This is a genomic window from Enterococcus sp. DIV0421, assembly GCF_051713745.1.
GTDB classification, from domain to species: Bacteria; Bacillota; Bacilli; order Lactobacillales; family Enterococcaceae; genus Enterococcus_D; species Enterococcus_D casseliflavus.
In genome coordinates this window covers 1,376,385-1,389,794 of record NZ_JBIOQM010000001.1, presented here as the reverse complement: position 1 = coordinate 1,389,794, position 13,410 = coordinate 1,376,385, and the positions used below count along the sequence as shown (strand labels likewise).

Annotated in this window: 13 protein-coding genes; 4 read left to right on the top strand and 9 right to left on the bottom strand. The window is 43.6% G+C overall.

Features of this window, described 5'->3' with window-relative positions:
• Positions 1-43: 43 nt before the first annotated feature.
• The 4 genes from IGI96_RS06830 (at position 44) to IGI96_RS06815 (ending at position 5,226) form a co-directional block, all read left to right on the top strand.
• Positions 44-1,651, top strand: a complete 1,608-nt coding sequence (locus tag IGI96_RS06830) for an ABC transporter substrate-binding protein (RefSeq protein WP_002323465.1) — start codon at positions 44-46, stop codon at positions 1,649-1,651.
• Positions 1,652-3,136 carry a glycoside hydrolase family 32 protein gene (locus tag IGI96_RS06825; protein WP_086338807.1) on the top strand — a complete coding sequence of 495 codons (1,485 nt, stop codon included), beginning with the start codon at positions 1,652-1,654 and terminating at the stop codon, positions 3,134-3,136.
• A gap of 176 nt (positions 3,137-3,312) precedes the next feature.
• Positions 3,313-4,305 carry a LacI family DNA-binding transcriptional regulator gene (locus IGI96_RS06820; RefSeq protein ID WP_002323463.1) on the top strand — a complete coding sequence of 331 codons (993 nt, stop codon included), beginning with the start codon at positions 3,313-3,315 and terminating at the stop codon, positions 4,303-4,305.
• Positions 4,306-4,356: 51 nt separating this feature from the next.
• Entirely contained in the window at positions 4,357-5,226 is an 870-nt protein-coding gene (locus IGI96_RS06815) for an ROK family protein (protein ID WP_086338806.1), read from the top strand.
• Positions 5,227-5,659: 433 nt separating this feature from the next.
• Here IGI96_RS06815 and IGI96_RS06810 read toward each other — a convergent pair whose 3' ends face one another.
• The 9 genes from IGI96_RS06810 to IGI96_RS06770 all read right to left on the bottom strand — a co-directional run bounded on the left by IGI96_RS06810 (position 5,660) and on the right by IGI96_RS06770 (position 13,401).
• Positions 5,660-6,199 (bottom strand): DUF1697 domain-containing protein, encoded by a 540-nt coding sequence (locus IGI96_RS06810; RefSeq protein WP_086338805.1) that lies wholly within the window; start codon positions 6,197-6,199, stop codon positions 5,660-5,662.
• A gap of 274 nt (positions 6,200-6,473) precedes the next feature.
• A complete protein-coding gene (locus IGI96_RS06805; protein ID WP_086338803.1) occupies positions 6,474-7,865 on the bottom strand; it encodes an oxaloacetate decarboxylase subunit alpha in 1,392 nt (463 codons plus the stop codon).
• Complete coding sequence (citX, locus tag IGI96_RS06800) at positions 7,862-8,416, bottom strand: citrate lyase holo-[acyl-carrier protein] synthase (RefSeq protein WP_086338802.1); 555 nt, start codon at positions 8,414-8,416, stop codon at positions 7,862-7,864. The genes IGI96_RS06805 and citX overlap by 4 nt, the downstream gene beginning before the upstream one ends.
• Positions 8,397-9,929, bottom strand: coding sequence for a citrate lyase subunit alpha (gene citF / locus IGI96_RS06795; RefSeq protein WP_086338801.1), 1,533 nt, complete (start codon positions 9,927-9,929; stop codon positions 8,397-8,399). Before citF ends, citX begins: the two co-directional genes overlap by 20 nt.
• A 2-nt stretch (positions 9,930-9,931) precedes the next feature.
• On the bottom strand, positions 9,932-10,819 hold the full coding sequence (citE, locus tag IGI96_RS06790; protein ID WP_005230463.1) for a citrate (pro-3S)-lyase subunit beta: 888 nt from the start codon (positions 10,817-10,819) through the stop codon (positions 9,932-9,934).
• Complete coding sequence (citD, locus tag IGI96_RS06785; protein ID WP_005230465.1) at positions 10,807-11,115, bottom strand: citrate lyase acyl carrier protein; 309 nt, start codon at positions 11,113-11,115, stop codon at positions 10,807-10,809. Before citD ends, citE begins: the two co-directional genes overlap by 13 nt.
• Before the next feature lie 12 nt (positions 11,116-11,127).
• Positions 11,128-12,123, bottom strand: coding sequence for a [citrate (pro-3S)-lyase] ligase (gene citC / locus IGI96_RS06780; RefSeq protein ID WP_074934203.1), 996 nt, complete (start codon positions 12,121-12,123; stop codon positions 11,128-11,130).
• Positions 12,124-12,135: 12 nt separating this feature from the next.
• Entirely contained in the window at positions 12,136-12,261 is a 126-nt protein-coding gene (locus IGI96_RS06775; RefSeq protein WP_008381833.1) for an OadG-related small transporter subunit, read from the bottom strand.
• 24 nt (positions 12,262-12,285) lie between these two features.
• Positions 12,286-13,401: a sodium ion-translocating decarboxylase subunit beta gene (locus IGI96_RS06770; protein ID WP_005230469.1), complete on the bottom strand. Its 1,116-nt coding sequence runs from the start codon at positions 13,399-13,401 to the stop codon at positions 12,286-12,288.
• Between the last annotated feature and the right edge of the window lie 9 nt (positions 13,402-13,410).

The following is a 13,410-nucleotide window of genomic DNA, read 5'->3' as shown; positions in this document are numbered from 1 at the left end:
GTTCACTATTTGTATGAATAAAAATTATAAAGGAGATTTTAAGATGAAAGCAAAATGGATGCTGCCAATCGTTTTTACTTCCGTACTAATTTTGGGGGCTTGTGGAGGCTCAAAAGAAAAGAGTACATCAAGCCCTGATTATGAACTAGAAAATGTCTCTTTTCCATTGAAAGAAAAAGTATCTTTAAAAATGATGTCTCAAAGTGCCCCTTTGGCTCCCAATGATCCTAATGACAAATTGATTTTCCAACGGTTAGAAGAAGAGACCAATCTCCATATTGATTGGACAAACTACAGTAGTGATTTTGCCGAAAAAAGAAATTTGGATATCGCTAGTGGGGATTTACCAGATGCCATCTTCAACGCCGCTGCAGGTGACTATGATTTATTAAACTGGGCGGAAAGTGGCGTTATTGTACCGATTGAAGATTTGATCGAAGATTATATGCCAAATCTGAAGAAAATTTTTGATGAAAACCCCGAATACCGACAAATGTCTACTGCACCTGATGGTCACATTTACTCTATGCCTTGGATTGAAGAATTAGGCGAAGGAAAAGAGTCGATTCATACAGTAAATGGGATGGCTTGGATCAACAAGGAGTGGTTGGATAATTTGGGTCTTGAAATGCCGCAAACCACTGATCAGTTGATGACTGTGTTGGAGGCTTTCAAGACGCAAGATCCAAATGGTAATGGTGAAGCAGATGAAATTCCTTTTAGCTTTATTAACAATGGAGGAAACGAAGACTTAAAATTTTTAATGGGGGCATTCGGTCTAGGTGATAATGATGACCACTTAGTCGTTGATAACGATGGCCAGGTACAATTTACTGCTAACAAAGAAGGGTATAAAGAAGCCATCAAATATTTCAATGAAATGAATAATAAAGGTCTTATTGATAAAGAGGCTTTCGAACAAGATTGGAATACGTATGTTGCCAAAGGGAAAGAACATAAGTATGGCGTGTATTTTACTTGGGATAAAGCAAATATCACGGGTGCAGATGATAGTTATGACGTCTTGCCAGTCTTAGCGGGACCAGATGGAACGAAACACGTTACTCGTACGAATGGCATGGGTTTCTCAAGAGATCGTTTCGTAATTACTAGTGCGAATAAAAACTTGGAACTTACAGCTAGGTGGATAGATAAAATGTATGAACCGTTACAGTCTGTCCAAAATAACTGGGGAACCTACGGTGATGAAGCACAGGCGAATATTTTTGAATTAAAGGATGGTATGTTAAAACATTTGCCTTTAGAGGGGACAGCACCGGGGGAACTAAGACAAAAAACCGAAGCTGGAGGACCATTAGCAGTTCTTGATTCTTATTACGGCACAGTCACGACAATGCCAGATGATGCGAAGTGGCGTTTAGATTTGATGCATGACACGTATTTGCCATATATTACAGAAGACAATATCTATCCACGTGTCTTTTTAGAAAAAGAAGAAACAGATCGATTAGCAAAAATTGAAACAGATATGTGGGATTACATCTATCGCAAAAGAGCAGAGTGGATCACCGGCGGTAAAATCGATGAAGAATGGGAAGAATACCTTGCTGAATTGGAACGTGTAGGTTTGGAAGAATGGATTCAAATAAAACAAACTGGCTATGATAATTTTTTGAAGGGAGCACAATAAGTGTTAGTAGAAGAAACGGCGATTTTGGATAAAGCAAATCGATTTATTGAAATGATGCGAGGAAAAGTTAACCCTCAGTATCGACAAAACTATCATTTTTCCGCACCCATCGGGTGGATAAATGACCCCAATGGATTTATATATTACAAAGGGCATTACCATCTCTTCTATCAATACTATCCTTACGATAGTCGATGGGGGCCCATGCATTGGGGGCATGCGCGCAGTAGTGATTTGGTCCATTGGGAAGATCTACCAGTAGCGTTAGCCCCAGATCAACCTTATGACAGCGGCGGGTGTTTCTCAGGAAGTGCAATTGAAAGAGACGGAAAACTATATTTATTTTATACAGGCTGTCAAGAAATTGATGGTATTAGCCATCAGCATCAATGTTTGGCGGTCTCTGAAGATGGTATTCATTTTAGCAAATACAGTGGTAATCCTGTGGTAGCAGAAAAACAGCTAGGTGAGAATGGGCTGATACAAGAATTTCGTGATCCTAAAGTAATTGTTCACAACGATGCTTACTATATGGTAGTAGCTACTAAATCTACACAGTCTACTGGTAGAATAGTGATGTTTCAATCGTCAGATTTGTATACTTGGCACTTTTACTCTGTGTTGCTAGAAGGGACTTCAGAGCAAGGAATAATGTGGGAATGTCCTGATTTATTCCATTTAGACGGACGAGATGTCTTAATCATGTCACCGATACAAATCAAGAAGAACGGACTGGAATATCATAATATCAGTTCTACCATGGCTTGTATTGGTGAGGTAGACTGGGAAACAGGTCAGATGATAGTTGATAATTTCCATGAAATGGATTTTGGAATGGATTTTTATGCACCACAAACAACAACAGATCCTAATGGTGGACGGGTGATGATTGCTTGGATGCAGATGTGGGATCGTACATTGCCTACACATGAGTTAGGCCATCTTTGGGCAGGCTCTATGAGTTTGCCCCGAGAGTTAAGAGTGAAAAAAAATCGATTGGTACAAAAACCCATCTCAACTGTATATAGTCATTTAGTTTATCAACAAGGCAGTGAAAATATCGCAGTGACTGACACATCAGTCGTATTTCGAAACGCACTGTCGGATTCTTCATATTTACATCTAGTCGCAGATTTGGAGAAAGCAGAAGTTTTTACAATTGAATTACTGCGGTCTAAGACGGATTGTCTCAAACTAACTTATGACACTGCTAAACAGGTTTTTGAATTGGATCGTCAGAAACTAGGAAGAGAGCTTACAGGGGCGGAAGAAGAATCTCTGAATGTCCGAAAAGTTGAAGTACCTTTGATTGATAATCAGCTCGTTCTTGAGATTTTTAGAGATACCTCATCAGTTGAAGTCTTTATTAATGGTTTAGAAGTTATGACGGCTACTTTCTATGAGCTGGAAAAAGCTCGAGATATCTTGTTTCATTCGATTGGAGAAAGTCGTATTCAAGCTTTTGAAACAGCGAGTGTGAAATAAATGTTTGATTGCTTAGGCGGTGTATCAATTATTTAATAGGTTTTGAAGGATAATATTTTTAGAAAAGAACAGATAGCTAGATTTCCCATGACTTTGCTATTAGTATTTTGAAAAAATTAGTAATTTATGACAAAATTCATTATACTAAACTTGTGCAGAAATGTGAGGGATCAACTATGAAAGCAACAATGAAAGATGTCGCAAAATTAGCAGGTGTCGGAGTAGGAACTGTTTCCCGGGTATTGAATAACGGTTCTGTTAAAGCTTCTACTAGAGAAAAAGTTGAAGCAGCAATGACAGAGTTAAACTATCAACCAGATTTTTATGCCCGGGGGTTAAAGATGAAGCATACGAATACGGTTGCTTTGATTCTACCCACTGTATGGCATCCATTTTTTGGCGAATTTGCCTACCATGTAGAAACAGCATTAGAAAGACAAAACTACAAGCTTTATTTGTGTAACTCCAGTGGTAATAGTGAAAAAGAACAAGAATATATCCAGATGGTCAGCCAAAATAAAGTAGACGGCATCATTGGAATTACTTATTCAGATATCGATGAATACATTTCGAGTAATCTGCCTTTTGTTAGTATTGACCGTTATTTCACTGAAGAGGTGATTTATGTGACCGCTGACAATGCGGCCGGTGGACGTTTGGCTGCAAATGAACTTTATCGCCGAGGATGTCAGAATGTAGCATATATCGGTGGGTACCAAGAAACACCGAATGAAACGAAGAGTCGTCGAAAATATTTTGAGATCGAGTGCCGTCAACTGGGGATTTCCTATAAAGCGTTAGATATGTTAGAACCTTTAGACCATCTCTCAGAACGTGTAACAAATTTTTTGTTAGAGAATCCCGATATCGATGGGATTTTTACGATCAACGATCCGATGGCATTAGCTGTCATTGGTATGCTTGAAAAAATAGGGAAAAACGTACCAGAGGATGTCCAAGTTATTGGATTTGATGGTCAAAAGATGACAGAAGGAGATCCTTATTTAGTCTCAACGATTGCCCAACCTACAAAGCAAATGGCGGAAGTGGCAGTGGCAAAATTAATTGCTGTCATTAATGGAGAGACAGTAGAAAAACGTACCGTATTGCCGATTGAATTTGGCGAAGGTGGCACAACGAAACCTTTAGTGAGAAACGATTTTGCTTAGTGCAAATACGTTTCTTTTTTTGAAAATGAGTGAATGAAAGGTGTAGATAAAATGTTATATGGCGGGATAGAAGCTGGTGGAACAAAGTTTGTCTGTGGGATTGGTAATGAACAATTACAAGTGATAGAACGGAAAAGTTTTCCTACCACAACACCAGAAGAAACGATGAAGCAAGTGTTTGATTTCTTTGATAAGTACAAAGGAAATATCGCATCAATTGGTGTAGGAGCATTTGGTCCTATTGATATTCAAATCGAATCAAGAACTTACGGATATATCACCAACACACCGAAGTTAGCTTGGCAAAATTATCATTTTGTAGGAGCTTTGGAAAACGCCTTGTCGGTTCCCATCTATTGGACTACCGATGTAAATGCTGCTTGTTATGGAGAATATATGGCAGGTTATGGAAAAGGTAAAAATAGTGTTCTGTATTACACCGTTGGTACTGGTGTTGGTGGTGGAGCTGTAGTGGGTGGGAAAATAGTCGCAGGTTTCAGTCATCCTGAAATGGGACATATGCTCCTACAACGTCATAATGAAGATCAATTTGAAGGAATCTGTCCTTTTCATCATGATTGTTTGGAAGGGTTAGCCTCAGGACCCGCGATTGAAAAGCGCTTTGGAAGAAAAGCCCAAACCATTTCATTTGATCATCCTTATTGGGCGATTGAGGCAGATTATCTTGCTCAGTGTGTGTATAACACAACGTTACTATATGCACCGGAAGTAATAATTTTAGGCGGGGGTGTAATGAAACAGCCGCAACTACTCGAGTTGATTCGCCAAGCGTTTAAAGAAAAAATGGGTTCCTATGTGGATACCCCTACTCTCGAAGAATACCTACTAACTCCAATGCTTGCTGACGATGCAGGATTGATCGGCTGCTTAGCTTTAGCAATAAAGAAGTTGGAACAATAACAGCATGTCAAAGAACGTGTGTAATAGTTTTTAAAACAGTTAGGATAGATAAAAAAGGTTAACTATAATGAGAGCTAGAAAAAAGGATAGCTAATAATAGATGTTCATATGTATCTTTTGCGTAATCGAATGTTGCAAATAAGAATTTTTTCTTTCGTTCTATACTATTGTCTAGTTGACTCAAATTGCTTCTTAATGCTTGATTTTTGTTTTATCATAGATATTCAGTATAGAAATAAACGATGTGAAAATCTATTATTCTTCTCGGTAGTTTATTGCTTCTAGTCGGGATGATTGCGTAGAAACTTAACGTCAATTAAAGCGCATCACGAATAGTAGTAACGAGAACTAATTAGACATTAGAATGTTATAAGAAAACCGTCAGGAGAGTCTACCTGACGGTTTTTATAATTATTAGAAGGCTTGCTATTCCTCACATCTCCGCAATCTTCCGCACCGTATTGATAGTCCGAATCGTAATCTGTTTGCCGACGCTGGTGCTGGCTGTTTTTTTCCACCAATTGGTTTTTTGATAGTCTTTGCGGATGTAGGACCAGAAGACGACGTCTTTGTAAGGGAAAACCTGTTCAAGGTCGGCATTTGGAGCCCCGAGTTTTTCAGATAACACCTCGTAGGTCAGTGAAGGCATCAAAAAGATCAGGTTGTCATAGATGGTTTTATCTTCCGTTCCTGACCAGTCAGGTATATGGGTCAAGCGTTCCTGCAGGTCTCTTTGGCGAATGATATAAATAGCGATATCAAAGGAAAAGTACCGTTTGATCATTGCTTTAATCATTTCGGCAAGGGCTTGTGGATCATCATCTTCGCTAGAAAAAATCACATTGCCGCTATTCAAATAAGTGACCACATTGCTAAACCCCAGTTCTTCAAAACCGGCTTTCAATTCTTTCATAGAAATTTTGTTATTCCCACCGACATTGATGCCTCTTAATAAAGCGATGTATCGTTGCATGGCTAGACCCTCCTTTAAAACGCTTCTTTTAGCTGATTATAGAATGGATGGAGAAGAAGCACAATCCTGGCTTCTCAGCTACCCAAAATACGTGAGCGAGAAGCGATTAATGCAAGCTTATTGGTGGAGTGGCTGTGGCGTACGTATTTTTGCACTGCAGATTAGTAAAAACGAAGAAACAACCTATAGATGGTAATACCCCTCACAAATTTGCTAAAGCAAGCGAATTTGTGAGGGGCACTTTAAGTTGTTTTCTCTATTTCTGGCTTCATTGTTAATCCACCGCAATCCTCACAGACACTGTCTGTACGGGGACATCATAAAAGGGATCTTCTCGTCGGCCTAAAAAGTCTTGGGCTTGCTGAGGGAAGAGGGCGTACATCAGCACGTCTTCTTCGCTTTTGGCATACTCAGCGATTTCTTCCCGAAAGGCTGGCAGTTGTGGTGCCAGTAGATCAGCTGGTCTGACAGTGATCACTTCAGCATCTCCGATAATTGTTTCTTTGATTTCTTCGCTGATGGGTGCTGGCGATTGTCCATAAAATCCTTTGACGTAATCTTTGATCTCACTTGGGACAAGTTTGTAGCGTTCTCCTGAAATCACATTCATCAAGGCTTGAGTGCCGACCATTTGCGACAATGGGGTCACTAGCGGTGGATAGCCCAAGTCCGCTCTGACTTTTGGTACCTCTGCTAGAACTTCTTCATACTTGTCTTGCAATCCTTGTTCCGTCAATTGGCTGAGTAGGTTCGACAACATGCCGCCAGGTACTTGATAGATCAAGGTTTTGGGTTCGATGTCTTTGACTTTCGGGTTCAGTAGTCCTTCTTCGCGGAAACGATCACGAACGGGATTGAAGTGTTCCGCGATCTCAGCGACTTTCTGCAAATCAAGTCCCGTAGCAAAGCCGCAATCTTCTAAGGCGATTGCCACAGATTCGGTTGCTGGCTGACTGGTGCCGCCAGCAAAAGAGGAAATGGCGGTATCAATGATGTCTGCACCGGCTTCCGCAACTTTTAAGTAAGTCATCTCAGCAATGCCGCTGGTGGCATGGGTATGGACTTCCAGCGGCAGATCGACCGCGTCTTTGATTCGGCTGACCAACTCGTAGCCGGTTTGCGGCGTCAAAACGCCTGCCATATCTTTGATACAGATAGAATCTGCGCCGAGGTCTGCCATTTTGTTGGCAAGGTCAACGAAGTAATCCACGGTATGGATCTGGCTAGTAGTATAAGAGATTGCCGTTTGACAGTGTCCACCGGCTGCTTTTGTGGCGCGGATGGCGGTTTCTAAATTGCGGACATCATTTAAAGCATCAAACAAACGAAGAATGTCGATGCCGTTTTCGACCGATTTGGTCACAAAGTCGGTGACGACGTCATCGGCATAGTTTTTGTAGCCTAAGAGATTTTGTCCCCGTAAGAGCATTTGCAGTTTGGTCTTTTTCACTTCTTTGCGGATCGCCCGCAATCTTTCCCATGGGTCTTCATTTAAAAAACGCAGACAAGCATCGAAGGTCGCGCCGCCCCACATTTCCAGGGCATGATAGCCTGCTTGGTCCATGGTTTTTAGAATCGGCAGCATATCGCTGGTAGGCATTCGCGTGGCGATCAGACTTTGTTGGCCGTCCCGCAAGACGGTTTCGGTAAATTGGATTTTTTTCATTCTTTCACTCTTTCCTGAATGATTTTACGGATCTGCTGCTGCATGTCTGCTACGCTATGAGTTCTAGAACGGCCACAAACTTTGGCTTCTTGTTCACAGACGTAGCAGCTTCTTGCAGGCAGTCCAATTTCGGTGCGGCTGATAGGTAAAAGCTGGTCTTGGGTTTTGGTTAAGACATCAAGATCCACCAACCGGCCGTAAGGATGATTGGTCTCAATCTGAACCATCATTCGTTTTAGTTCATAAGGATCTGTGGGCAGTACGAGATAATATTCTGGTCCGGTCTCCAAACTGCGGTAGAGGTTTGCCAGTGGAATTAGTTCCTTGACGACCTCTTCGATTTCCGTAATGAGTTCTTCAAAAACTGCGGTCAATGAGGCAGAATTTTTCACGGGACCAGGAATATTCATGGTGGCAACAAGTAATGCCGCTTTTTCATCCGCAGCGAGAAGCTCCCGTTGAAGGGAGCTTCTATTTTCTCGCGCCTGCAGCATGTCGGTTAGCGTCACAGGGGTTCCTGAAAATAGGGCATCAGACATTTTTGACCACATCAATGATCGTGCCATCGCGGTATTCGATCAAAGCGACGGTTTTTTCCCCGTACTTGATTGGTTCGGGTTGACCGACAATGCTGTAGGCTTTTTCTTTTAATTCTTCAATGGTGTATTGGGGAATATCCAATGCTTCAAAATGGCTGATCAGGTCTTTGCGAGCAGGATTGATGGCGATCCCGATTTCCGTGACGACGACATCAATGCTGGCGCCTGGCGTGACGATCGTGTTGACGGTATCGACGATCGTTGGGATCCGTCCCCGCACGAGAGGAGCGATCACTAAGCTCATTTTGCACGCCATACTGGTATCTGAGTGGCCGCCAGAAGCACCGCGGATCACACCGTCAGAACCGGTGATGACATTGATGTTGAAATTCGTATCAACTTCCAGTGCGGAAAGAATGGCGGTATCTAATTGATTGATAAACGCCCCTTTGCTTAACGGTGAGGCATACATATTGGCATCGATCTCATAATGATTGGCGTTTTTTCCTAACGATTGTGCAGAAGGGTGATCGAAGTCTTGGACATCGATCAGTTTTTCTACTAATCCTTCTTCTAACAGTTCCACCATGGCATTGGTGATGCCGCCAAGGGCAAAGCTGGCTTTGATCTCATCTTGGATCATTGCTTCGCGTAAAAAACGAGAAACGGCTAATGCGGCACCGCCCGTTCCAGTTTGGAAGGAGAAGCCATGTTGGTAGTAAGGCGAGCTGGTGATGACCTTGGCTGCATACTCAGCAATCAGCAATTCTTTTGGATTTTTGGTAAAGCGGGTCGCACCTTTTGCGATCCCTGCAGGATCACCGATGGCGTCGACTTCCACAACATAATCGACATCCGTTTGGGGAATGCTGATTGGGGTATTTGGAAACGGCACCAGGGTGTCGGTGATGATCACGACTTGGTCGGCGTATTTTGCATCGACCATCGCATAGCCCAATGAGCCGCAGGTTGCTTTTCCGACGGTGCCATTAGCGTTGCCATACGCATCTGAGCTAGGCGCTCCTAAGAAAGCGACATCGATGTGGATATCGCCGGCGGCAATCGCACGAGCCCGACCGCCATGAGAACGGATAATGACTGGGGCATCCATAATGCCTTCGGAGATTGCGGCACCGACTTTGTCCCGCAGACCGCTGGAGGTGATATTGGTCACGACCCCAGATTTGATATGTCCGATCAATGGTTCATGGACATTCGCGATGGAACTAGGGGCAATCGCAAGATTCTTGATGCCCATTTTTGCGATCTCGTCCAAAACGAGATTCATGATAAAGTCCCCTTCGCGAAAATGATGGTGGAAGGAGATCGTCATGCCGTCCGTTAGCCCTGTTTTTTCAATGGCTTCACGTATGCTGCCTAAGACCTTGCTTTTGCCTGGCAGGACTGGCTCGATCTTGCGACTCGCTTCTTTGTAGGCATGGATATTGGCCGTTTCATTTTCAAAGACCCCGTATTGGTTGGCATAGCATTCAGGGATGTCTTTTCCTGCTTTGTTTAACACCATAATTACACTTCCTCCTCGGTAATCAATTTCGCTGCTTTGGCAAGGGCGATCACGCGTTCCGCTCGCTCAACGATTGGTTTATCGACCATTTTGCCATTCAAGGAGATCACACCAGAACCTTTGCTTTCGGCTTCGCGAATGGCCCAGATCACTTCTTTGGCCTGTTGGATCTCGGCTTTTGAAGGCGCATAGATCCCATTGACTAGGGGAATCTGCCGTGGATTGATCACTGATTTTCCGTCAAAACCAAGCTGCTTGATGCGAGTCGTTTCAGCGATAAAGCCATCGGTGTCATTGATATCAGAAAAGACGGTATCGATGGCGGCGATCCCTGCAGCTCTAGCTGCATGCAAGATCATACTGCGGGCAAACAACAATTCTTGCCCATCTGGGTAGCGACGAGTCTTCATATTGGTGACATAATCTTCTGCCCCTAAAGCGATCCCGATCAAACGATCGGAAGCTGTAGCGATGTCTCGGGCATTTAAAACGCCTTCGGCAGACTCGATGGCAGCCATCATTTTGGTGGTTCCTACAGGCAGATCGTTTTCTTCTTCTACTTGTGTGATCACAGCGGCAACGTCAATGATATCTTGGGCGGTTTCGGTTTTCGGTAGGCGAATGACGTTGACCCCCGCTAGGACCATCGCTTCGATATCAAGGGCACCCACCGTGTCGAGGCCGTTGATGCGTACGACGGTTTCGATGGCAGAATAGTCAAAGGTTTTTAAGGCAAAATGCACCAGTGTCCGAGCGGAGTCTTTTTCATTCAAGGAGACCGCATCTTCTAAATCAAACATAACGGAATCGGCGCCATACAATGGTGCATCCCGTAGCATGGCAGCATTGGCTCCTGGTACAAACATCATCGTTCTTCTTAAACGTTCCATGTGTCGATCTCCTTCCAAGCATACTGTTCTTGTTCGGCGGCCCGATGAACGGCGGTCAGAGTTCGGGCTTTGATGGTACAGTCCAAGGCGCCTTTATCGGTGGCGGTGATTTTGGCCTGTGTCACGCCTAGATGGTTCAGCGTCTCAAGGATGACGGCGCGAATTTGTTTGCCGAATTGTTTTTCGACACTGCTATCGAGGGTCAGCTCGATGGTTTGGGTTGTGGTAGGCTCGATCGCGATCAAGATATCACTGGATTCAACAGAGCCAGCAACCGCACTTTTTTTGATTTCCACTTATTATCACCTCTAAATATAGTTATGCTGCATTAAAAATGAGAACGTTGTTTCTGGTAAAAATTGCTGCAAAGAAAGTAAATCTTTTTCTGCAATCGCTTTCCGAACGTTTGTAGCCGAAACGGTTGATTGGTTGATCTTCAGACGGTCGATCACGATCAGTTCAAGCTCGGGAGAAAAAACGGCAGCCATGGCCTCGTTGTAGAGTTGGGTCACGGGCGAGTAAGGCTCTGAGCCTACAAAACGCGTAGTGATCGCCAACAGCGGGGCAATTTTTTCTTTGAAGAGGGTTGCATCAAAGGCGGCTTGTTTTTTGGCGATCGCCTCAGGTGCTTGCTCTTTCAAGAAATAACTGGGAAAGACCGCCGAAGAGACGAGATAGTTGTTGGTCGGCAGCACCGTTACATTTGGCAGATGAGCCACACCATCCGTCACCATCTGCAGCCGTTCGCTGGCAGAAAATTGCGAGCGGTCTTCTGATAAAACGAACACATAAACCTGTTCTTTTTGACTCGCAGCCGTTTCGACTAAGTACAAATGTCCTTTAGTAAAAGGATTAGCGTTCATGACGATCGCGCCGTTGTTTTGTCCAATTCGCTGCCGTTGCAGCTGTTGGGCATAGCTTTCAAAAGAAGGAACGCCTTGTTCCATGAACAAGATGTCTTGTGCTGCCAGCACTTCACGAAACCCGAGGGATTCAAAAAACAGGCGGTTTTTCGGTGCTGTATAGACGAAGGACTTGGTGAAGCCTTCGTCTTTGATATGATCGCTAAGGTGTGAAATCAATTGCGTCAACAGCTGTTCGGAGCGTCTTTTTTCACAGACCACCACATACTTGATGATATTGGCATAGCAAGAAGCAGTAGCAATCAAGGTTTGCTGGTCAAAAATGCCGACGGTATAGGCTACTTCTTCACCGACGGCTAAGCCAGCACGGGTGATCAATTTTTGCCATTGCAAAAAGACTTCTGGATCTTTTTGCAGCCAGATTCTTTTTAGGGTATACATACAATGCCTTCTTTATTTTTTTACTGGGAAGAGCTTCGACAAAAGCAAGGATGCGAAGTAGATGATCAGGATCACGACAAAGACGCCGCCCCAACCGAATAACAACAATTCAAATGAAGTCAGTAAATCTTGACTCATAGTTTTCCTCTCCTTTCTAGTGACCTAAGCAATCAGTGCCAGCAGTAAGCCACCGGCGATGACCGAAGCAATCTGTCCTGAAACGTTGGCACCGGCTGCATGCATCAAAATAAAGTTTTGCGGATCTTCATCTGTCGCCATTTTTTGGATGACCCGACTAGACATTGGAAACGCAGAGATACCAGCGGCACCGATCATTGGATTGATTTTTTCTTTACGGAACAAGTTCAGCACTTTCGCAAACAACACGCCGCCGACCGAGTCCATAATGAAGGCAACCAGCCCTAAACCAATAACCATCAATGTATCGACTTGTAAGAATTCTTCATATTGCATTTTCACAGAAATTGATAAACCTAGGAGGATACTAATGATATTCACTAGTTCGTTTTGAGCAGTGATGGACAAACGATCCAAGACACCACATTCCCGTAAGAGATTTCCAAACATCAAAAATCCAACCAGTGGCAATGAAACAGGTGCAATTAACCCTGCTACGATCGAGATCACGATCGGGAACAAAATTTTGGCCGTTTGCGAAACTTCGCCGGCACGATACGACATACGAATTTTTCGTTCATGCTTGGTCGTCACTGCTTTGATGGCAACCGGTTGAATGATCGGTACTAGCGCCATGTAAGAGTAAGCTGCTACCATGATCGCACCCATATATTTCGAGTTCAGCGTATTTGCGACAAAAATCGAAGTCGGACCGTCAGCAGCGCCGATGATCCCGATGGAAGCTGCGTCGTTTAAATCAAAACCAAGCAACACGGCAACGATGATCGTAAAGAAGATCCCGAATTGCGCAGCAGCGCCAAACAACAAAAGAAATGGATTTTGCAGCAAGGGACCAAAATCGATCATCGCGCCAATCCCGATAAACAAAAGCAAGGGGAACAATTCAGTTGAGATCCCCATATCAAACAATACTTGGAACGGGCCAGCTTCTCCGCCAGCACTTAACACACCTGAGTTCGGGAAGTTCACTAACAACGTGCCCAATCCCATGGGTACTAATAAGGTCGGTTCATATTCTTTCTTGATTCCCAAATACATCAATAGACCACCGATGAACATCATAACGATCCGTCCCGGCTCCGATCCTAACCCGACTACACCTTCAATTAACGTTTCCACTACGTCACT

Excerpts from the sequence above, each read along its gene's own strand:
- citE (WP_005230463.1), bottom strand. The coding sequence starts at position 10,819 with ATGGAACGTTTAAGAAGAACGATGATGTTTGTACCAGGAGCCAATGCT.
- IGI96_RS06815 (WP_086338806.1), top strand. The coding sequence starts at position 4,357 with ATGTTATATGGCGGGATAGAAGCTGGTGGAACAAAGTTTGTCTGTGGG.
- IGI96_RS06775 (WP_008381833.1), bottom strand. The coding sequence starts at position 12,261 with ATGAGTCAAGATTTACTGACTTCATTTGAATTGTTGTTATTCGGTTGG.
- IGI96_RS06810 (WP_086338805.1), bottom strand. The coding sequence starts at position 6,199 with ATGCAACGATACATCGCTTTATTAAGAGGCATCAATGTCGGTGGGAAT.
- citX (WP_086338802.1), bottom strand. The coding sequence starts at position 8,416 with ATGTGGTCAAAAATGTCTGATGCCCTATTTTCAGGAACCCCTGTGACG.
- IGI96_RS06830 (WP_002323465.1), top strand. The coding sequence starts at position 44 with ATGAAAGCAAAATGGATGCTGCCAATCGTTTTTACTTCCGTACTAATT.
- IGI96_RS06820 (WP_002323463.1), top strand. The coding sequence starts at position 3,313 with ATGAAAGCAACAATGAAAGATGTCGCAAAATTAGCAGGTGTCGGAGTA.
- citC (WP_074934203.1), bottom strand. The coding sequence starts at position 12,123 with ATGTATACCCTAAAAAGAATCTGGCTGCAAAAAGATCCAGAAGTCTTT.
- citF (WP_086338801.1), bottom strand. The coding sequence starts at position 9,929 with ATGGTGTTAAACAAAGCAGGAAAAGACATCCCTGAATGCTATGCCAAC.
- IGI96_RS06805 (WP_086338803.1), bottom strand. The coding sequence starts at position 7,865 with ATGAAAAAAATCCAATTTACCGAAACCGTCTTGCGGGACGGCCAACAA.